We start from the raw sequence: 21,975 nt of genomic DNA, 5'->3' as shown, positions 1-21,975 counted from the left end.
AAAAAGACATGTACTCAATGAGTTCACAAAATAGATTGTTAACCAATCTAACGGTTTTGTGAATTAAAGTAACTATTCAAGAAGAGATTTTTTTTTTGGATAACCACTGCGAAGAATAAAGCATAGCCGTGTCATCTTTAGGCACATTTCACCTCAAAATTATACATCATAAATTTAAGCAATCCTTTTTTTAACAAAAGGTTACAGTCATTTGCATTGAAATTAAACCCGAAACATTTATTTTTATATTATAATAAAAATCTATGAAGAAACTAGTCCCATTATTTGTATTTTTTATCAGTTTTCTTGCTATTTCTCAAGAAATTAAACGTGAAAATGTTACCGGAATAATACTTGTCGAAGGCAACGATATTGAAGGTATTACTATTTATAATTCTTCCTCAACAAAAGGTACCGTTTCTAATAAAAATGGGGGATTTACAATTGCAGTAGCCTTGAATGACCTGCTAGAAATTAGAGCTTTAGAATATCAAAACTTTGATATTGCGATTAATGAAGCTATTTTAGAATCAAAAACAATAAGCATTTTTCTAATTGAAGAAATTAATGAATTAGAAGAAGTTATAATCAAAACCAACGAACTTACCGGTAACATTAAAAACGACGTTAAAATCGTAAAAACATTCAACCAAAAACAGGATGCCATTTATTTTGGAATCAAAAATAACGATACGTTTGGGGTTTTTGATGCCAGCGGAACTCCAATTGATAACATCGCCATCCCCACACAAGACAGAACACTTATCAATGGTTTAAACGTGGTAAACATCGTAGATCAATTATTAATCCCACTGTTTAGATCTGAAGTAAAAAATAAAAAGGCTGCCGGAATTCCAGAAGTTCCAGCAACCGCTATTAAATACTATTTTGGTTCCACCTTTATAGCCGATAATTTTGATATTCCCACGTATCGCGTAGAAGAATTCATTAGATATGTTGAAGACGATACCTTTGATCTTGACCTTTTAAACTATGGGCGTCAATTAGAATTTTTAGAATTGCTTAATAAAAAAAGTAAATCATTTTTAAATACTCAAAGTGGGCCCCAGTTAAAAAAAATATGAACGCAGAAAAGATCTAAAACCGTATCGTGTTTGCCTATGCTCTTGTTCCACAGTGCCTGGCAATAAAGGCTTATGTAAAGACTGGCATGCAACCTTTTAAAAGTAAGCTGCAAAAAAGTGAGGTCTTAATGCCTGTATTACCAAAAAAAGTGGAATTAAAGTCGTACCTCATATTCATCTTTGTTTTATGTAGCAGTCTTAGTGCTCAGGCACAGCTCAACGCTAGCGTCATCGGTGATGCTATTGATCAAGGCAACAATTGCTATATTATCACTCCAGATGAGCAGGCTCAAAGTGGGGGCGTTTGGTATAACAACCCTATCGATTTCGATTTAGATTTTTCAATTTACTACCAAAATAACTTTGGTTTCAAAGATCTCAATGGAGCAGACGGGATGGCATTGGTCTTTAAAGGAAATCCTACTCCTGTTATAGGCGGGTCTGGTGGAGGTCTTGGCTACGAAGGGATAGCGCCATCCTTGATTATTGAATTTGACACCTATCTTAATACAGACTTTGGCGATCCTACTTGGGATCATATCGCTATCATGCGAGATGGAAATGCAGATCACACCAATGGAAGCGCTAATTTATCAGGACCAGTGCAAGCAAGTTCAACTAGTTTAAACATAGAAGATGGCAATGCACACGAAGTTAGAATCGAATGGAATGCAACCACCAACACCTTGAGTGTGTTTTTTGATTGCCTGCTGCGCCTCACCTTAAATCAAAATATAAAAAACACCATTTTTGCAGGGGATGACTCCGTTTTTTTTGGCTTTGTGGGTTCCACTGGAGGCCTGTCTAATTTACATAAGGTGTGTTTTAATAGGATCTCTTTTGTAGACAATCTGCAAATAGAAGATGAGGTTATTTGTGAAACGCAAGGAGTACAAGTAATTGCAACTATTCCCAGCGGAATTTCCTACAGCTGGATCCCAACGGCCGGAGTAAGTGATCCCACCAGCCCTACTCCATTCCTATCGCCTACAGTTACGACCACCTATACGGTTACCATAAGTGATATTTGTGGACAAACGATCTCTGAAGAAATAACGGTTACCGTACTCCCTATTAGTAACACAGAACCTGTTTTTGATCCGGTACCACCAATATGCGAAGGAGACCCATTAAATGCCTTGCCCACCACCTCAAACGATGGGATTATAGGGTTCTGGACACCGGCATTAGACAATACGACGACCACAAACTATACTTTTACGCCTTCCGCAGGACAATGTGTGCCCGAGACTACCTTGATAATTATCGTTACTCCTACAGTATTCCCTGCTTTTAGTGGCGTTAATCCCGTGTGTCCTGGCGAATTTTTACCGCCCTTACCGACTACCTCAAACAATGGTATCACTGGCACCTGGGTACCCATTATAAATAATATGGTATCCACACTGTATACCTTCACACCAAATCCTGGACAAGGATGTACGACTACCTCCACGCTCCTAATTCTTATAAAAGATCCTATCATCCCCACTTTTGACGACAGGCCTGCTGCTTGTATAGGCGGTATGATCGATGACTTACCCACCACCTCTAATGAGGGAATTACAGGGACTTGGTCGCCTGCATTAAATAATATGGAAACCACACTCTATTCCTTTGATCCAAACCCAAACCAATGTGCTAGTGATAATGCGACCCTACAAATCACAATCATCCCTATAAGCGAGCTTGTGATGGACGTGGAACTTATTTTAGATCCTTTTGACTTTGATCAAACGGCCGTTATTACAGTTACGGGCGGGACGGGTTCCTATGAGTACCAAGTAGACAATAGCATTTGGGTAGCACAAAATGTGTTTGGTGGTCTTAGAGGTTGCCGAGATTATGTATTAAGAGCTCGCGAAACTTCGGGCTGCAGCACCACTGCGGTTGAGAACATTCGTACCTTACATTTTCCTAATTTTTTTACGCCCAATGGAGACGGAATCAATGACGTTTGGAATATTGACTGCTTAGAGGATCAACCCGAAGCAAGGATTGTTATTTATGACCGCTACGGTAAAATTCTGGGGTCTATCCGGCCTAGTGGAACGGGTTGGGATGGTAGGTATAACAGATCACTAATGCCTTCCAACGACTATTGGTTTACACTAGAATATACGAGCAGAGAGGGCCTGCCCAAAATCTTTAAATCTCACTTTACGTTGAAACGCTAATATTTTTAACAGCGAACCTATTACTACTTTGTCATTAGTTGCTACTCGTGCTGGCTATAGTAATTTATCTAGTTCTTTGTTCATTGCAACCTCTAACGCTTAAGAAAGGAATCCTTTATATGATTTTATGACACCATTCTGTATGGCTTTGAGCATTGGCTTATTCCGATTCTCCGTTTATAGTTTCCATAATTTCACGAAAACTAGCCAATCCAGATTCTATGTTTTCAATAATTTTATTTGCTAAAATGTCTGGGTCTGGTAGATTGTCTAAATCAGTTAAACTTTTGTCTTTTAGCCAAAAAATATCTAAACTCGTTTTGTCTCTTGCTATTATTTCATCATAACTGTATTTTCTCCATCTGCCATCTCATTTTCCTCACTCCAAGTTTCTTTTCGTTTGTTAATGTTTTTTCCATTATATAACTCTATGAATTCATTCAAATTTTCTTGGCGCATTGGACTTTTTTTTGGTGTGTGGAGTGTCTACCTTTATTGTGCCGTTTTTTTAGAGTCCATAAATATTTATACATTTAGATTATGGCAAAAAAACATGATAACGAGTTTAAGGTGATGATAGTAGAACTATTGAAATCTGGAAGCAAACCAAAAGAGCTTGGAGAAGAATATGGTTTAAACTTAGGTATGATTAATCGTTGGAAATGGAAGTTTGCAGCAAGATCTGGGGATTTTTCTAAAAAGAAAGTGCTTTCTGTAGAATCACAAGAATTAAAAGCCTTAAGAAAAGAATTAAGAAATGTAACCATTGAACGTGACATCTTAAAAAAGGCAGTAAGCATCTTTTCCAAGAGCGACCTATAATGTATCAGTTTATTTTAAGAAACAAAGATATCTATAGTGTTGAAAAGATGTGTAAGTGTATGAGAGTTAGTAAAATGCTTATTATAAATGGCTTAAAAATAAAGATTCAATAGTTATTGAGACTGCAAAAAGTCATCTAAAAAGAAGGATTCAATTTTTTTAAGGAGATAGTAAAGAAATATATGGAAGCCATCGCATTCAAAAAAAACTAGAACGAGAAGGTCTTAAATATTGTTGGTCTTACATAGGATTACTTATGAAGTAAATGGGATTAAAGAGTGTTTTAAAACGAAAATTTTTAGTAACGACAAATTAAAAACATGTTTTTTCAATAGCAAAAAACGTCTTAAACAGAGACTTTGACAGTTTCCAGATAGGAGAGAAATCGATTTCTGATATTACGTACATTAGAATTAATGACAACTGGAACTATCTAACAACCATGATAGATCTAGCAGATAGAAAAGTAGTAAGTTGGACTTTAAGCGAAGATATGACAGCTCAAAACACCATTATTAAAGCTTGGTATCTGGCTAGAAACAAAAGGCAAATTAAGGATGGTTTTATTTTTCATTCAGATAAAGGTGTACAATATGCTTCTAATAAAATCACAGATCTTTTTTCTTTCAATAACAAAATAACACAATCTATGAGTAGAAAAGGGAATTGTTGGGATAACGCTGTGGCTGAAAGCTTTTTTAAAACCATTAAGCACGAATGGCTGTTCAGGTTCAAATTCACCTCTAATACACAATTATATAAATCTATTAAAGAATATATAGATTGGCACAATACCAATATATTACACTCCTCTTTAGGCTATTTAAACCCTTTAGAAATGGAAATAAAACTAAACAGAATAATCAACAAAGCGGCCTAAGAAAATTAGTCACAAAATTACTAGTAAGTCCAAACTAACCATCCAACTTCTTGTAGCATTTCATCTATTTAATCATGAGCTATTTGTTCAGTATTATGGTTAATATTTTCGGTCATTCAATAGTTGATTTTTTTGTTTTTTATGATTACACAAAGTACATGTTTTTCGGCTAATGGTTTGTTAAGCGTTGGCAAAAAAAAACAGCTCTATTGGTTTTTTAAGTTTTGGCTTGTGTGTCTGCAAAAATCAAATGTGCTATTTATACGGCTGGCTTTTTTTAGCTTGCAGTTAACTCGTTATACAAAGCAATTTATCATCAAGATCCCAAAACCTGCTCAGGATATCAAAAAAAAATTGTCGTCAGTATCCCATAAAATAATTAAAAACACCCTCTTAAAAACAGGGGTTTATATTTGTTTTTGTGGGAAATATAAAAAAACTAGAGAGGTACTTTATAGCCTCAATAAATAAGGAAATCCCAATTCTTTTGTAAAAATAGAAACACCCGAGCTATAAATTTTACGGGTTTCCTCATTTTGCCAAAGATTTTTCATTTTTATTCAAGAAAGATTCTTGAGGGCAGCCAAGGCAAAACGCTATATCAAAAGCAAAAGACAGGGCGTTTTGTTGGCTGTCTTTGGAGCTGCCTATCTCAAACAGCGGTTTTGTAGCGCTACCAAACCATCAATTACAATGCGTAGTTAAAAAATAATAAGCCGCTTTTAAAGCGGCTTATTATGGTTTTATTGGAGATGAATTTTTAGGTTATGCGACGGTTACTTTCGTTATAGCACCTTTTACACGCCCTTAATTAGGCTGTTTTTATCAACCGCTTTTAGTTCGGTATTTTGGTTGAGTATATATTCGCACATTACGGATGGCTGTCGTTACCTGCTAGTGTTTCTCCCATTAATGTTTTAGAGGTCTTTTTTTTATCATACCTCCTTTTATATCCTTTATGCTGTTCATTACAATAAAAGCATCTGGCTCAATTTTTTCGATTTCTGTATTTAATTTGTTTAACTCTAACCGTGTAATGACCGTGTAGATAATATCCATTTCTTTTGAAACACCATTTTTGGCATAACCGCCTTGACCTTTATAAATGGTCACACCACGTCCCAATTTATCAATGATCATTTCTCTTATACGGGTACTCTGTGAAGAAATGATTGTTACGCCGATATATTCTTCGATACCCTCAATTATGAAATCCAATGTTTTAGAAGCAGCGATATAGGTTATCATTGAATACAAGGCAATTTCAATAGAAAGTAAATACGCTGCGAAAGAAAAGATAATAATATTAATCAGGATTATAATGTCGCCGATTGTTGTGGAAAATTTTCGGCTCAAGAAAATTGCAAGAATTTCAGTTCCGTCAATTACCGCACCGCCTCTAATCGAAAGTCCTATTCCGGCTCCGAGAAAAAAGCCGCCAAAAATTGCGACAAGTAAATCATCGTCTGTAACGTTTGGAAAGGGAACGATTGCAACACAAAGGGCAAGTCCAATAATTGCGAGGGCTGTCTTTATCGCAAAGCGTTTCCCCATAATTTTATATCCAAGAAATATAAAGGGAAGGTTGACACCAATTATAAGAATGTAAAGAGGGATTTCTGTGATTGCCGCTAAGAGTAATGAAATCCCTGTAGCTCCCCCATCAATAAAATCGTTTGTTAGCAGAAAACCCTTAAAACCAAAGGAAGCAGAAAAAATCCCTGTTATTATAAGTATTAAATTCTTAAAATTACGTTTCAGGGAAATAACAGACTGCTTGTATTCTTTTGCGAGTTTATATTCAGAAGAGGTTCCTTTTGCATATTTTCCTTTATCCCTGAACCTAAGAGTTGTCCAAGTTATAATATTTGCTAAAAATGGGTTCATCTTCCTTTTATGTTTTTTTTTCGGTTTAAGGTAATGGTTTATATCTGATTTATTGCCAGAAAATATTGGTTTTCATTCCGTTTTACAAATCCTTTTTTAAAAGTGCTGAAATTTAAAATCGACAAAACATCGCAACAAATTATATACTTTACTACCATCTTTCCCGAAGCAACCAGGTGAGTATTCAGACTGCGTTTTCCGGAATACAAGCGGCAGGAGAAGGGCTGATTTGTTTTATTCCACAAAATTTTTTCGTGCATACTAAATCCAGCGTTTAACGCCTCCACGACTCCAAACTGATTCCTCATAAAACAGCTCTGCATTAAATATTCAGGATTCAATTCGGAACTATTGATTGTAACTTTTCCTGTATGATTAGTTGCGTGATTAAGCACCTAGTTGAGTAAATAAAAACCGAATATAACGTCTGTAAGAATTTTCACAAGTAGATGATAAACAATTAATTAATTACATGATTTATTGTAGAACGTTGTTTCTCAAAATTCATCAATATAAGGCACTTCAAATAAGTTGTTTTTTTAAGATAAACTGTTTTATTCCTAAAATTTAGATCGGTTTTTTCTTTTATGGCTTTGTGGGTTAATACAAGTCCCGTAGTACCAGAATCAAATTTTAGGTTCAACGTGTCAGTTCCATTAAGTAGCTTCTTTATTTTGATGTTATTGTATGCATTCAACTCAAAGGGAATTAGTCGCGGGTGCCTATTAAAACTAATAAAAAATTACCCGCTAAAAACAGGGGTTTACAACCGTTTATGGGAAAATACAAATATCACGGGTAATCCATAGCTTTTACAAAGCAGAAACACCCAAGCTTTAAATTTTACGGGGTTCCTTATTTTGCCACGGTTTTACTTTTTTATTTATAGGTGTTCCATAGGGGGTAGCGTACGAGAAAACCACGCAGTTGCAGTAAAAATAAGAATAGTAAATGCGCAGCTACGGCTTAAAGAGATTAAACCAGTTTCGCTAACAAGGCTCTGACTTGTTCTGGAGCTTTTATTTTATATTTTGCGATGGTCTTTGAGTGGCCCACTTTTATAGTAATGGCTGTATCTGGAGCAGCCTCAAACATATCTTCGTCTGTCCAATCATCACCAATTATTAAAATAAAATCAAAGTCGTTTTTTACAAATAAATGATTTGCAGCCCTTCCTTTATTAACGTTACTACTCTTTATTTCTATGACTTTATTTCCTTTTAAAATAGATAAATTATTATTGGAAACCATACTCGTTAAAACGGTATTCAATTCAATCGTTCGTATTTGTGCCAGTTCAGGATCTGCGGTTCTATAATGCCAAGCGAGGGAGTATTCTTTCGTTTCAATAAAGGTTCCTGGCGTTCTATCGACAAAACTTTCTAAGATGGGTTTAATATTTGCCATCCATTCTGTTTTAACAATTTCTAAGGCGTTCCATTGTTGTTTTTCGCGCTCCCAAACACCGTGATCTGTAATCAAATTATAGGGTTTTTTAGCAAACCATTTTTCAAATGTACCTCTGTCCCTGCCACTTATGAGGTTTAACGAAGTAATCTCTTGACCTTCTAAGGCATCAAGAATTTTAAGAAGTGCAGCATCTGGTTTTGCGTCTTGAGGATTGTTTTTAAATCCTACGAGAGTGCCATCATAATCTAAAAGTACGAGGCGTTTTTTTGCCTTTTTATATTGAGAAACAATGCCATCAATATCATTAGTTCTTAGTTTTTTAGAAACAAAAATTTCCTTCATCTGGTTGGTCGCCTCCAAGGATTTAAGGAACTCTTCTGCCCATTTTTCTACCGTATAGCGCTTTAATCGTTTCTGCAAAATTTTCATTCTGCTTTGCTGTTCTTCAAGTGGCATGGTTAAGGCACGATCTAAAGCCGTAGCAAAATCCTCAAAACTGTTGGGGTTGATCAATAAGGCTTCATTCATTTCTTTAGAGGCCCCAGCCATTTCACTCAATATCAAAACACCATCTTGGCGGGTTCTGGTAGCCACATATTCTTTGGCAACCAAATTCATCCCATCTCGAACAGGAGTGATAAGTGCCACGTCTGAAGAGGTATATAAATCAATGAGATTTTCAAAAGGAAGTGATCTATAAAAATACCAAATGGGCGTCCAGCTAACGGTCGAAAATGCTCCGTTAATTCTTCCCACCAACTCATCTGTTTCTCGTTTTAATTTTCGGTATTGGGGCACTTCAGACCTTGAGGGCACGGCTAACATTACCAGCCGTACTTTTTCTTGATATTCTGGATAGGTCGTTAAAAAATGCTCATACGCTCTCAACCTATTGGGAATGCCCTTGGTATAATCCAGGCGATCTATAGTAAGAATAAACTTTTTATCATCTCCTTCTTCTATATGCGTATCGAGTCGTTTTTGTAAATCAGATTTTTCAGTGTCGGCATTATTATGATCGAGTGCTGAATTATAAAATTTATCGTAATCAATCCCCATAGGAAATGAATCTACTTTAACAATACGATCGTAATAGGATATTTCATTAAAATTAACGTCCAATCGCAAGATCCGTTTCACCGAACTTAAAAAATGACGCTCGTAGTCATAGGTATGAAACCCTAATAAATCTGAGCCTAGCATTCCCGCGAGTACCTCTTCACGCCACGGGAAGGTTCTAAAGATTTCATAGGACGGAAATGGAATGTGTAAAAAGAAACCAATGGTTACCTCTGGTTTTTTCTCTTTTATTAAAGCAGGAAGTAATAGAAGCTGATAATCATGCACCCAAACGGTATCGCCGTCCTCAATGGTATCTAATACGGCATCGGCAAATTTTTGATTCACCCTTTTGTAGGCTTCCCAATGTTTGTCTTTAAATTCAGTATACTCCGTAAAATAATGAAATAAGGGCCATAAAGTTCGGTTACTAAAGCCTAAATAAAAATCAGCTACATCTGCTTCGTTGAGTCTAACGGCACTGCATTTTGCTTGTTTTATTTTTAAATCTACTTGCGCTGCCATCGTTTCATTTAAGTCTTCATCAGTAATACCAGACCACCCCACCCATAAGCCGTTTCCTTCGGCATGTACCGATTTCATTCCGGTGGCCAAGCCGCCAACACTCGGCGTCACTTCTAATTGATTATCTTGTATTGAAATTTGTAAGGGTAAACGATTGGAGACAATTATTGTTTTATTCATAGGAAAATCTTGCTTGTGGATTTAGAATTTCGTTAATTTAAAAAAAAATTGAAGTTTTATCGGCATAATAAACTGAATATTCATGGAAAATTTAAATTATGGAATAATAGGAAATTGCAGAAGCGCTGCCTTAGTATCAAAACAAGGCTCCATTGATTGGTGTTGTTTGCCAAAATTTGACTCCCCATCTGTTTTTGCAAAACTTCTCGATACGGAAAAAGGGGGTGGTTTTGGTTTTATCGTAGCTAAAAGTTATACCATCACTCAAAGTTACATTAGCAACACCGCCGTTCTTGTAACAAAATTTAGCAATGGGTTGGATGCTTTTGAAGTCATCGATTTTATGCCACGGTATCATAAATTGAATGGGAACTATCATTCGCCTCCAGAATTTATACGGTATATCAAATACCTATCAGGGAAACCCGAAATCAGCGTAGATTATGATCCAAAACTTGAATACGCAAAAGGGGTCACCTCCAATTACGTTAAAACAAATTTTATTGTAAGCCTTAACGATGAATATGCCTATGACACCTTATTCTTATATACAGATTTAGATAAGAATAAAGTTAAAGACGGGACTCCAATTGTATTGAGCTCAGATCATTATTTTTTAGTTGGGTACAATGAAAAACTCTTTATCCCTAATTTAAAATTTGCGCTTTTAGAATTTGAACGTACTAAAGTGTATTGGCTCAATTGGATGGAGCGCACCCCTACCTACAATAACTATAACGAACAAATTGGCCGCAGTGCTATGACCCTAAAATTGTTAAGTTATGACAAAACAGGAGCTGTCTTAGCGGCTGCCACAACCTCTTTACCTGAAACCATTGGAGAAGTGCGTAACTGGGATTATAGATTTTGTTGGATTCGTGATGCCTCCATGGTAATCAAAGTAATGTCTCAGTTAGGACACAAAAACATCGCAAAACGCTACTTAAAGTTTATCATCAATTTGATGCCTGATAAAGATGAAAAGCTTCAAATAATGTACGGTATTAGCGGTGAGAAAAAATTGACAGAAGAAACGCTGGATCATCTTGCTGGTTATAAAAATTCAAGCCCTGTGCGAGTAGGAAATGCCGCTTATGAACAAAAGCAAAATGATATCTACGGAATATTAATGGATGTAATTCATCAACTTTTAGTCAATTTTAGCAACGATATAGATGATGGTGAAGAATTATGGACCATGACCAAAGGTATTGTTTGGGTGGTGGGCAAGCATTGGCAAGAGCCCGATAAAGGGATCTGGGAATTTAGAGGGGATGACCAACATTTTACCTTCTCTAAAGTATTATGTTGGACCGCAGTAGACAAAGCCCTGAAGGTTGCCAAATTATTAGGGAAAGAAGCAAAAATTGCGCGTTGGCAATTATTAGAAGAAGTCATTAGAAAAAATATAATGGACAATGCTTGGAATGATAAGGTACAAGCTTTTACACAAGCCTATCATTCTGAAGATTTGGATGCCTCTGTATTATTAATGGAATCTTACGGGTTTATAGATGCCAAACACCCAAAATATGTGAGTACCGTAAAAGCGATAGAACGCGAATTATGCAATGATGGCTTATTATATCGGTATAAAAATCAGGATGATTTTGGATTACCATCCTCTTCATTTACAATTTGTACGTTTTGGTTTATAAATAGTTTATATAAAATCGGCGAAGAACAAAAGGCAAAGGAACAGTTTGATAAACTATTATCTTATAGCAATCATTTAGGTCTTTTTAGTGAGGATATTGATTTTGAGACAAAACGGCTGTTGGGTAATTTCCCGCAGGCCTATTCGCATTTAGCATTAATAGAAACAGCCATTAATTTATCTCAGGTTACTAAAAAAGAAGAGGTAAAACACAGTATGAGATAAACGTTATTCCCTGTTTGGTGGTTGCAACTAAAAGGATTTAATTAAACCAGCTTGGGGCCCTCGCCTACCGAAATAGCTTTATGAAGGCTCGGCAGCGCCCACTAGGCTTTAATCCAGACACCTATGGGGATCAAAAAAATAAATCTTACTTGCCATCCATAGTCTCAACAACCGATGAAATTCGAATGCTTAAAAGAAATTAGCCCATCATTTTTTAAAACACCCAAGCATTAAAGTTTACGGGTTTGCACGTTTTGCTGAAGATTAGCAACCGTTTCTTAGCTCCTACTTTGAAATACACATACTTTATTTTTAAATTTACTATGCACGCATAGTAAATTACTGTATCTTTGGCTTCAGCCTTAACTCCGTTAAGCTCGCGGCCAATATTTTAAAACTAATACTTAGGGTTTGCAGAAGCGAAGCGAAATAAAACCTCCAATCACATATTGAGCGGAGCTGAAGTATGAAAGAAAAGACTATAGATTATATCCTTCGTTCCACCTGGATGGCTGTACAAAAAATGTACAACGAAGAGGCAGGGCGCAAAGGAAGCACGATGGCAACAGGATTTGCACTCATTAGCATAGATCCGGAAGAAGGAACCCCTTCTACCGCCTTGGGACCTAAAATGGGTATGGAAGCTACGTCACTTTCACGTACCTTAAAGAAGATGGAAGAGCAGGGTTTAATAGAGCGCAAACCCAACCCAGAAGATGGACGCGGAATCTTGATCCATCTAACGCAATTTGGAAAAGAAATGCGCAACTTCTCAAAAAAGGTCGTCTTTCAGTTTGACGAAGCTGTGAATGAGAACATTTCAGAAGAAGAAGTTAGAATCTTTAAAAAAGTAGCTACAACGATGATGGATCTCATCAATAGCAAGAAAATATATACAAGCGAAGTAAGGAGTTAAACGTTTTTAAACTAAGAACTCAATACTAAAAACTCAATGCTAATTATGAAGAGAAGAATTAATAAAGTAGCCGTTATAGGTTCTGGAATTATGGGTAGCGGGATCGCTTGCCATTTTGCTAATATTGGTGTGGAAGTCCTATTACTGGATATTGTACCAAGAGAACTAAATGCTAAAGAATCCTCAAAAGGATTGACCTTAGAAGATAAAGTGGTACGCAACCGTATGGTAAATGACGCCTTAACAGCTTCTATCAAATCCAAACCTGCACCGCTCTATCACTTAGATTTTGCAAAGCGAATTACCACAGGAAACCTAGAAGATGATATCGCTAAAGTAAAGGATGTAGATTGGATCATCGAGGTGGTGGTAGAACGTCTTGACATTAAAAAACAGGTCTTCGAAAATTTAGAAAAGCATAGAACTCCAGGCACTTTAATTACGTCTAATACCTCAGGGATTCCTATCCATTTTATGAGTGAAGGCCGTAGTGAAGATTTCCAAAATAATTTCTGCGGAACGCACTTTTTTAACCCTCCCAGATATTTAAAGTTATTCGAAATCATCCCAGGACCAAAAACGACCACCGATGTTTTAGACTTCTTAACCGGCTATGGTGAAAAGTACCTAGGTAAAACAACGGTAGTAGCTAAAGATACTCCCGCATTTATTGGAAACCGAATTGGTATTTTCTCAATTATGAGTTTATTCCACGCAGTAAAAGAGATGGGATTAACCATCGAGGAAGTAGATAAATTATCAGGTCCCGTAATTGGGCGTCCTAAGTCTGCTACCTTTCGAACGGTTGATGTTGTTGGGCTAGACACCTTAGTACACGTTGCTAATGGAATTAGAGAAAACTGTCCTAAAGACGAGCGTTCTGCCTTATTCCAACTCCCAGATTTCATCAACACAATGATGGAAAACAAATGGTTAGGAAGCAAAACGGGTCAAGGATTCTATAAAAAATCTAAAGATGCGGCAGGTAACACCGAAATAGTAAGTCTCGACTTAAATACTTTAGAATACAGAGCTTCTCAAAAAGCAAAATTTGCAACCCTTGAGTTGACAAAAAGCATTGACAATGTTGCAGATCGTTTCCCAATATTGGTAAACGGAAAAGACAAAGCAGGTGAATTTTACCGTAAAACACTCGCTGCTTTATTTACCTACGTAACCAATCGTATTCCAGAAATTGCAGATGAACTTTACAAGATAGATGATGCAATGAAAGCAGGTTTTGGATGGCAACATGGGCCATTTCAAATTTGGGATGCCATCGGCGTAGAAAAAGGAATCGAACTGATGAAAGCTGAAGGCAACGAGCCTGCTGCTTGGGTACTTGATATGATTGCAAATGGAAGCACTTCTTTCTACACCGTAAAAAATGGCGCTACACTATATTATGACATCCCTAAGAAAGAACAGGTAAAAGTTCCTGGTCAAGATGCATTCATCATCCTTGATAATGTTAGAAAAACAACAGAGATTTTCAAAAATAGTGGTGTATCTATTCAAGATCTTGGCGACGGAATCTTAAACTGTGAGTTCCGGAGTAAAATGAATTCTATTGGTGGTGATGTATTAGCCGGTATTAACCGAGCGATAGATCTAGCCGAAACACAATACGACGGTTTAGTAATAGGAAATCAAGGTGCTAACTTCTCTGTAGGAGCAAACATCGGGATGATCTTTATGATGGCCGCGGAGCAGGAATATGACGAGCTAAATGCTGCCATTAAATATTTCCAAGATACCGTAATGCGTTTGCGATATTCTTCTATCCCAACAGTAATGGCTCCCCACGGAATGACCTTGGGTGGTGGTTGCGAATTAACATTACACGCGGACCGCGTAGTGGCCGCTGCTGAAAGTTATATTGGATTGGTAGAATTCGGTGTAGGGGTTATCCCAGGTGGTGGTGGTTCTAAAGAAATGGCATTGCGTGCTAGCGATATGTTTCAAAAAGGAGATGTAGAGCTGAACGTATTGCAAGAGCATTTCTTAACCATTGGGATGGCAAAAGTATCAACGTCTGCACACGAAGCATACGATCTTGATATTTTAAAGCCAGGAAAAGATATCGTTGTGGTAAACACAGCGCGCCAGATTGCAACCGCAAAAGCCGTAGCAAGACAAATGGCAGATATAGGCTACACGAAGCCAGCACCAAGAAACGATGTAAGAGTATTAGGAAAGCAAGCCTTAGGAATGTTCTTAGTAGGAACAGACTCAATGAATGCCAGCAAATATATTAGTGCACACGATCAAAAAATCGCCAACAAACTAGCCTACGTTATGGCCGGTGGAGATTTAAGTGAACCACAACTAGTAAGTGAGCAATACCTATTAGACCTAGAACGGGAAGCTTTTCTTAAGTTTAACCGGAGAGCGCAAAACGTTGGAAAGATTGCAGCATATGATCCAGAAGGGGAAACCTTTGAGAAACTAGGGTTTCTGCTATACGCCTTAAGCGCTATGCTCCAGGCAAAACAATAAACCGCTTAAAGCATATAGCTTAAAGCCTAAAGCAATAAAAAATGAAAACAGCATATATAGTAAAAGCATACAGAACTGCCGTAGGAAAGGCAGGCAAGGGAGTATTTCGTTTTAAAAGAGCTGATGAATTGGCTGCCGAAACGATTCAATATTTAATGAAGGAACTTCCTAATCTAGATCCTAAAAGGATTGATGATGTGATAGTGGGTAACGCCATGCCAGAAGGCTCGCAAGGATTGAATATGGCACGTTTAATTTCTTTAATGGGATTGGAAATTGTTGATGTTCCTGGAGTGACGGTTAACCGTTTTTGTTCTTCGGGACTAGAAACTATTGGAATGGCAGTTGCTAAAATCCAAAGTGGAATGGCAGATTGTATTCTTGCTGGTGGTGCTGAATCTATGAGTAGCGTGCCAATGACAGGGTTTAAACCTGAATTAAACTACGACATCGTAAAAGCAGGACACGAAGATTACTACTGGGGAATGGGAAATACTGCGGAAGCAGTTGCAGATCAATTCAAGGTCTCTCGCGAAGATCAAGATGAATTTGCTTTTAATAGCCATATGAAAGCGCTAGCCGCTTTAGATTCTGATCGTTTTCAAGACCAAATTGTTCCTATCGAAGTAGCAGAAACTTTCTTGAATGATGGGAAAAAAGAAACTAGACAATATACAGTAACTAAAGATGAAGGTCCACGCAGAGGAACTTCAGTAGAAGCATTGGCAAGATTGCGCCCTGTATTTGCTGCCAATGGTAGTGTAACAGCAGGTAATTCTTCACAAACAAGTGACGGTGCTGCCTTTGTAATGGTAATGAGCGAAGAAATGGTGAAAGAATTAAACATAGAGCCTATTGCACGATTAGTGAGCTACGCCGCTATGGGAGTAGAACCAAGAATTATGGGAATAGGTCCTGTTGCCGCAGTGCCAAAGGCATTAAAGCAAGGCGGATTAAGCAAAGACGATATTAAGTTAATTGAATTGAACGAAGCATTTGCTTCACAATCGGTTGCTGTAATAAGAGAATTAGACTTAAACCCAGAGATCATCAATCCAAACGGAGGCGCGATTGCTTTAGGGCATCCATTAGGATGTACAGGAGCAAAACTTTCAGTACAGTTATTTGATGAAATGAGAAAACGCAATATGCAAGGCCAGCACGGTCTGGTAACAATGTGTGTGGGTACTGGGCAAGGTGCCGCGGGCGTTTTTGAATTTTTAAAATAAAAAGATAAAAAAGAATATTGGAGTATAGAATATAGACTCCATATTAGTAAACAAAAGTTAAAACAGAGAAAAAGAGCGGTCTATATTCCATACTCTATTCCCTATATTCTAATAAAAAATGGCAACAGAAACATCAGAAAAAGAAATCCTTAGAGGAGGTCAATTTATTGTAAAAGAAACGAATTGTGAAGATATTTTCACACCTGAAGATTTTACCGAAGAACAGCAAATGATGAAAGAAGCGGTAATTGAATTTAATGACCGCGAAATTGTAGCACATCGAGATCGTTTTGAAGCAAAAGATTATGCTTTAACCGAAGAGGTAATGGGCAAAGCAGGAGCACTCGGTTTTTTAAGCGTATCAGTACCTGAAGAATTAGGGGGGCTCGGAATGGGCTTTGTATCTACCGTATTAACCTGCGACTATATTTCAAGTGGTACGGGATCTTTTTCTACGGCATTTGGAGCACATACAGGAATTGGAACCTTGCCAATCACTCTTTATGGAAACGAAGCCCAGAAACAAAAATACGTGCCTAAATTAGCTACAGGCGAATGGTTTGGTGCCTATTGTTTAACAGAACCTGGTGCCGGTAGTGATGCCAACAGTGGAAAGACAAAAGCTGTTTTAAGCGAAGACGGAAAACACTACTTAATCAGTGGCCAGAAAATGTGGATCTCAAACGCAGGTTTCTGTACGATAATGATCGTATTTGCCCGTATAGGAGATGACAAAAATATTACCGGTTTTATTGTAGAAAATGACGCTACTAATGGAATTTCAATGGGTGAAGAAGAGCACAAATTAGGAATTAGAGCTTCTTCTACACGTCAAGTATTTTTTAACGACACGAAGGTGCCTGTTGAAAATATGCTCTCTGAAAGAGGAAATGGTTTTAAAATAGCGATGAATGCTTTAAATGTTGGTCGTATTAAATTGGCCGCAGCCTGTTTAGATTCCCAACGCCGCGTAACAACTGCTGCTACTAAATATGCAAATGAACGTATCCAGTTTAAAACTCCAATTGCAAGTTTTGGAGCCGTAAAATTGAAATTAGCTGAAATGACAACCTCTGCATACGCAGGTGAGAGTGCTACCTACAGAGCTGCAAAAAATATTGAAGACCGTATTAATATGCGTATTGCTGATGGTAATACCCATCAAGATGCAGAATTGAAAGGTGTTGAAGAATATGCTATAGAATGTTCTATCTTAAAAGTAGCCGTTTCAGAAGACGTACAAAATTGTGCAGATGAAGGAATCCAAATCTTTGGTGGAATGGGCTTTTCAGAAGACACTCCAATGGAAGCTGCTTGGAGAGATGCTCGTATTGCACGTATTTATGAAGGTACCAATGAAATTAATCGTATGCTAGCGGTAGGAATGCTTGTTAAAAAAGCAATGAAAGGTCACATAGACCTTTTAAATCCTGCTCAAGCAGTTGCAGCAGAGCTTACTTCTATTCCTTCTTTTGAAACGCCTGATTTTAGCGTATTATTTGCTGAAGAAAAGGATTTAATTGTGAAGCTGAAAAAAGTATTCTTAATGGTTGCGGGAAGTGCGGTTCAAAAATATGGCCCAAATTTAGAAGAGCACCAACAAACGTTATTGGCTGCCGCGGATATCTTAATCGAAATCTATATGGCTGAAAGTACCATACTACGTACAGAGAAAAATGCAAAACGCTCTGGAGAAGAATCTCAAGAAGTACAGATTGCAATGTCCAAATTATACCTGTATCACGCGGTTGATATCATTTCAGTAAAAGCAAAAGAATCTATTATTTCATTTGCTGAAGGTGATGAACAACGGATGATGTTAATGGGCTTAAAGCGTTTTACAAAATATCAAAATATGCCTAACATAGGCCAAATGCGTAAAACTATTGCAGAGAAAGTTTCTGCTGAAGGGAAGTATCCTTTCTAACAGAAAACAATAATTAAAGTATAAAATTAAAATGCCACTCAATTTGAGTGGCATTTTAATTTTAAAGTGTTTATTCTAGCAATAACCGGACTTCCCTATTACCAAATTAATCTTTAAGGGGGCACCGAAACATCTTTATTTGTTAAATAAGTGTTAATATAGTACTATGTGATACAAAGTACTGTAACATATTAAAGGTTCAGTAGTCTATTCAGTATAACCATTAAAAAACATAAATTATGAGAACATTAGACACCAATCAATTATCAGAAAGAGTACCATCATCAATTGGATATATATGGAATTCTAAAAGACGTTATAGAAATTAACTTCTTTTAAATTAAGAAATCATTCATCAATCAAAAAACAACATCATGATCACATTAAACAGAAATCAATTAGCAGGAATCAAAATCACATCAAAATCTTTTACTTGGAATTCCAAAAGACGGTTTACCAATTAAAATTAAAAACTAGAATCAATTCTTAAATAACGTAGCGATGAAAAAAAATAGAAATATCAAAATTAGACAGTGGGTAGGGACTCACATTCACGCAACAGTTATAAAACCCTACCAACAAAAACTACCAAGAAATACCATACTCACTAAGCATTAATCTCTATCTAACTAAAAAAAAAGCTGAATTTATATCTAGTAGATATAAATTCAGCTTTTTTTTTAGTTAGATGCTGAATTACTCTTCTGCAATTCAAATTCTTGTTTTTTACGCTAACCTCAATCATATTATAATCCCCTATTGGTTCCTTTTGAATCTACTTTTAGTATACTCAAAACAATTTTCAGCAACGTTATCTTATTAAGACTTCGAAATTTCCCATTCAAATTATTGAATGACGAATAGCAACATATTGAGAGCTTAAAAGAACAATAAACCCATATCGAACAATGCTGAGCATAAAATCACAAGATCGCAACGCTGTGCATTCAAAGCAGTAGATGTGATTGTCTCAAAAGTATAAATGACAGTTACTTTTTTGCTGAAGATGATGGGCCACAAATGCTGTCCTTATAATTTTATTGCAGAGAAAGTAACCAGTGAGGATGAATACCCCTTTCAAAATAATCTTAAATTTTAGGTCCGTATTCTAATAATAACGCCCCCTCCTACTACCCAAAATTATATTGATAATGTATCAAAATGATCTCTTTTTGTTAAATAATCGTTAATATAGTACTATGCGATGCAAAGTACTGTAACATATTAAAGGTTCAGTAGTCTATTCAGTATAACCATTAAAAAACATTAATTATGAGAACATTAGACACCAATCAATTATCAGAAAGAGTACCATCATCAATTGGATATATATGGAATTCTAAAAGACGTTATAGAAATTAACTTCTTTTAAATTAAGAAATCATTCATCAATCAAAAAACAACATCATGATCACATTAAACAGAAATCAATTAGCAGGAATCAAAATCACATCAAAATCTTTTACTTGGAATTCCAAAAGACGGTACAGAAACTAACCTCTTTTAAATTAAAAATTATTCATCAATCAAAAAACAACATCATGATCGCATTAAACAGAAATCAATTAGCAGGAATCAAAATCGCATCAAAATCTTTTATTTGGAATTCCAAAAGGCGGTTTACCAGATAAAATTAAAAACTATAATCAATTCTTAAATAACGTAGTGATGAAAAAACACAGAAATATCAAAATTAGACAGTGGGTAGGAACTCACATTCACACAACAGTTATAAGACCCTATCAGCACAACTTGCAAAAGAGCGCAATGCTTACTGCACACTAATATCGCTCCAATCAAAAAAAAACGCTGAATTTGCATCTGTAATTTCAGCGCTATTTTTTTATTTAAATACTCGTTTAGTTCTTTCTCTCTAATAAAAACTGTTGCTTTTTTACACTAAACTCAACCGTTTTATAATCTCCTTTTTGTATTTTTTTAATTTGCGCTTTAGAGATGTCAAAACTAATTTGAGCCACGTGGCGTTGTAAAGGCTTTGCATAATCACACTCGAATTCTTGAATTGCAGAAGGTAATGTAAAATCTCCCTTGCTTCCTTTAAATGCTATGGATGCACCATTTTTACTTTTAAAATTCTTAGTACTCACAAAGAGCCCTTCAAAGAAATGATATTCATTAAGCTCTTGAAAGCCTCCAAACAAGAGCATTTCTTCAGATTCACCTAATTTTTGACCATCTACAATGTCCATTGCTTTTTCTACTTCCGCATTACTCATTGTGGTGGAGGCTTTAGAACCAAATATTTTCTTAAACATAGTTTTCTATTATAATTTAACAATTTTAACGGTGTCAACAACTCCTGCTATTTCTAATTGCGCAATGTGAACTCCCGCTGCAATGTTACTTAAATCTATTGTAATTTCCTTTTGTCCTGCAGCAAATTCTTTTGAAAACAGCAATTGACCCTGGATGTTGTAAATATAAATTTTAATGATATCAACTGAGTAATCACTTAACATAAAAGTCGTTGAACCCTTAATAGGATTTGGAGTATTCATAAGCGCAGAAACACCTACCATTTCTTGATTACCCAGCTTTTGATCTAAAGGTAATTTTAAACCCACAGGACGATGGTCGGAAACGTTTTGAGCATATTCATCCCATCCGTTTTGTAGATAATCCTCTATTCTTAAAGTTTCAATACTTGCCCCTTCCGAAGTAAAAAGATCAAAAAGCTCATTGGTAATTAAAATATGATCTAAATGTGATGGCCAGTTTGGGAAAGACCAATTTTCTGAACTTCCATTCGCAATCCCAATATCTGTAAACAAATAATTATCAGTATCGTCTAAAAATGCATTAAAGACATTGTCTCCAATCGGGTCTGTCAAAATATCATTTAAATCTCCTAATAGAATTACCTTTAAACCCTCTAATTCTGCATCAATATATCCTTTCAACAAAAGATTTGCATTGAGCCTTCGGGTTTCTTCATCCCAAGGATCGGTAGGGTCTAAGTCTCCATTTCCACAGCATTTATAATGGTTGTTTATAACAACAAAGCGTTCTCCAGCATATACTAAATCTAAAACCATTGGGTATCTAGGAAAATTATTCGCTTCTGGATCCTGTGTGAACAACTCAAAACCATCGTTAATTTGAACCACATCTGCTTTATACAAATAGCCCAGTCCCCTATTATTAATCGATTGGCGGTAGCCACTATAATCATTTAAATAGGCAACAAGTTCATTCCAAGCAAAATAATCTGATATTTCTTGAATCGCAATTAAATCGGCATCCATCGCTTCTACTATACTAGCAACATATTGTATGGTTGTCTGATCATTTTTAGGAAAAAACTCAATATTCCACGTTACAATATCAAAGGTCTTTTCAGTACCAAATTCTAAATCATCTAATGATTGAGAAAATAGTAGCACCGGCAAACCAAAAATCAAATAGAGTAGTTTCTTCATAGCGCTACAAAAATAACACATAAACCTAATAAAATTGATATCTTTAACACTACTGAA

11 protein-coding genes and 2 pseudogenes are annotated in these 21,975 nt (G+C 36.3%); 8 read left to right on the top strand and 5 right to left on the bottom strand.

The window, feature by feature from the left end; translation table 11 throughout:
* The first annotated feature begins 263 nt into the window (after positions 1-263).
* Together ABXT67_RS12425 and ABXT67_RS12420 are read left to right on the top strand one after the other, a co-directional pair.
* Positions 264-1,085 (top strand): carboxypeptidase-like regulatory domain-containing protein, encoded by an 822-nt coding sequence (locus tag ABXT67_RS12425; protein WP_415374366.1) that lies wholly within the window; start codon positions 264-266, stop codon positions 1,083-1,085.
* 128 nt (positions 1,086-1,213) lie between these two features.
* Positions 1,214-3,262, top strand: coding sequence for a lectin-like domain-containing protein (locus ABXT67_RS12420; protein ID WP_415374365.1), 2,049 nt, complete (start codon positions 1,214-1,216; stop codon positions 3,260-3,262).
* Positions 3,263-3,595: 333 nt separating this feature from the next.
* Here the strand turns inward: ABXT67_RS12420 and ABXT67_RS12415 are convergent, their stop codons facing one another.
* Complete coding sequence (locus tag ABXT67_RS12415; RefSeq protein ID WP_415374364.1) at positions 3,596-3,721, bottom strand: hypothetical protein; 126 nt, start codon at positions 3,719-3,721, stop codon at positions 3,596-3,598.
* An 81-nt stretch (positions 3,722-3,802) separates the two neighbouring features.
* Here ABXT67_RS12415 and ABXT67_RS12410 point away from each other — a divergent pair.
* Positions 3,803-4,964: pseudogene (locus tag ABXT67_RS12410) on the top strand (IS3 family transposase).
* Between the two features lie 909 nt (positions 4,965-5,873).
* Here ABXT67_RS12410 and ABXT67_RS12405 read toward each other — a convergent pair.
* Together ABXT67_RS12405 and ABXT67_RS12400 are read right to left on the bottom strand one after the other, a co-directional pair.
* Positions 5,874-6,851 carry a YitT family protein gene (locus tag ABXT67_RS12405; RefSeq protein ID WP_415374363.1) on the bottom strand — a complete coding sequence of 326 codons (978 nt, stop codon included), beginning with the start codon at positions 6,849-6,851 and terminating at the stop codon, positions 5,874-5,876.
* Positions 6,852-7,826: 975 nt separating this feature from the next.
* Entirely contained in the window at positions 7,827-10,025 is a 2,199-nt protein-coding gene (locus ABXT67_RS12400; protein WP_415374362.1) for a bifunctional alpha,alpha-trehalose-phosphate synthase (UDP-forming)/trehalose-phosphatase, read from the bottom strand.
* Positions 10,026-10,107: 82 nt separating this feature from the next.
* On the opposite strand from ABXT67_RS12400, the gene ABXT67_RS12395 reads away from it, so the two are divergent.
* The 5 genes and pseudogenes from ABXT67_RS12395 (at position 10,108) to ABXT67_RS12375 (ending at position 18,478) form a co-directional block, all read left to right on the top strand.
* The gene (locus tag ABXT67_RS12395; protein ID WP_415374361.1) at positions 10,108-11,907 is read left to right on the top strand and encodes a glycoside hydrolase family 15 protein; all 1,800 of its coding nucleotides are present in this window, start codon (positions 10,108-10,110) and stop codon (positions 11,905-11,907) included.
* A 466-nt stretch (positions 11,908-12,373) separates the two neighbouring features.
* Positions 12,374-12,823 (top strand): MarR family winged helix-turn-helix transcriptional regulator, encoded by a 450-nt coding sequence (locus ABXT67_RS12390; RefSeq protein ID WP_415374360.1) that lies wholly within the window; start codon positions 12,374-12,376, stop codon positions 12,821-12,823.
* A gap of 45 nt (positions 12,824-12,868) precedes the next feature.
* A pseudogene (locus ABXT67_RS12385) lies at positions 12,869-15,275 on the top strand (3-hydroxyacyl-CoA dehydrogenase/enoyl-CoA hydratase family protein).
* Positions 15,276-15,363: 88 nt separating this feature from the next.
* Complete coding sequence (locus ABXT67_RS12380) at positions 15,364-16,551, top strand: acetyl-CoA C-acyltransferase (RefSeq protein ID WP_415374359.1); 1,188 nt, start codon at positions 15,364-15,366, stop codon at positions 16,549-16,551.
* A 118-nt stretch (positions 16,552-16,669) separates the two neighbouring features.
* Positions 16,670-18,478 (top strand): acyl-CoA dehydrogenase family protein, encoded by a 1,809-nt coding sequence (locus ABXT67_RS12375; protein WP_415374358.1) that lies wholly within the window; start codon positions 16,670-16,672, stop codon positions 18,476-18,478.
* A 1,859-nt stretch (positions 18,479-20,337) separates the two neighbouring features.
* On the opposite strand, the gene ABXT67_RS12370 is transcribed toward ABXT67_RS12375, so the two are convergent.
* Positions 20,338-20,754: a hypothetical protein gene (locus tag ABXT67_RS12370; protein WP_415374357.1), complete on the bottom strand. Its 417-nt coding sequence runs from the start codon at positions 20,752-20,754 to the stop codon at positions 20,338-20,340.
* Positions 20,755-20,763: 9 nt separating this feature from the next.
* A complete protein-coding gene (locus ABXT67_RS12365; RefSeq protein ID WP_415374356.1) occupies positions 20,764-21,918 on the bottom strand; it encodes an endonuclease/exonuclease/phosphatase family protein in 1,155 nt (384 codons plus the stop codon).
* Between the last annotated feature and the right edge of the window lie 57 nt (positions 21,919-21,975).

The sequence above is a fragment of the Patiriisocius sp. Uisw_017 genome (assembly GCF_047731265.1).
In the GTDB taxonomy this organism is placed as follows: Bacteria; Bacteroidota; Bacteroidia; order Flavobacteriales; family Flavobacteriaceae; genus Patiriisocius.
The sequence above is the reverse complement of the archived record's forward strand: the minus strand, read 5'-3'. Positions and strand labels throughout refer to the sequence as shown.

Bases quoted from the DNA above. Each gene is read 5' to 3' on its own strand.
- ABXT67_RS12380 (WP_415374359.1), top strand. From the start codon at position 15,364: ATGAAAACAGCATATATAGTAAAAGCATACAGAACTGCCGTAGGAAAG.
- ABXT67_RS12415 (WP_415374364.1), bottom strand. From the start codon at position 3,721: ATGCGCCAAGAAAATTTGAATGAATTCATAGAGTTATATAATGGAAAA.
- ABXT67_RS12405 (WP_415374363.1), bottom strand. From the start codon at position 6,851: ATGAACCCATTTTTAGCAAATATTATAACTTGGACAACTCTTAGGTTC.
- ABXT67_RS12395 (WP_415374361.1), top strand. From the start codon at position 10,108: ATGGAAAATTTAAATTATGGAATAATAGGAAATTGCAGAAGCGCTGCC.
- ABXT67_RS12425 (WP_415374366.1), top strand. From the start codon at position 264: ATGAAGAAACTAGTCCCATTATTTGTATTTTTTATCAGTTTTCTTGCT.
- ABXT67_RS12400 (WP_415374362.1), bottom strand. From the start codon at position 10,025: ATGAATAAAACAATAATTGTCTCCAATCGTTTACCCTTACAAATTTCA.
- ABXT67_RS12375 (WP_415374358.1), top strand. From the start codon at position 16,670: ATGGCAACAGAAACATCAGAAAAAGAAATCCTTAGAGGAGGTCAATTT.
- ABXT67_RS12420 (WP_415374365.1), top strand. From the start codon at position 1,214: ATGCCTGTATTACCAAAAAAAGTGGAATTAAAGTCGTACCTCATATTC.
- ABXT67_RS12390 (WP_415374360.1), top strand. From the start codon at position 12,374: ATGAAAGAAAAGACTATAGATTATATCCTTCGTTCCACCTGGATGGCT.
- ABXT67_RS12370 (WP_415374357.1), bottom strand. From the start codon at position 20,754: ATGTTTAAGAAAATATTTGGTTCTAAAGCCTCCACCACAATGAGTAAT.
- ABXT67_RS12365 (WP_415374356.1), bottom strand. From the start codon at position 21,918: ATGAAGAAACTACTCTATTTGATTTTTGGTTTGCCGGTGCTACTATTT.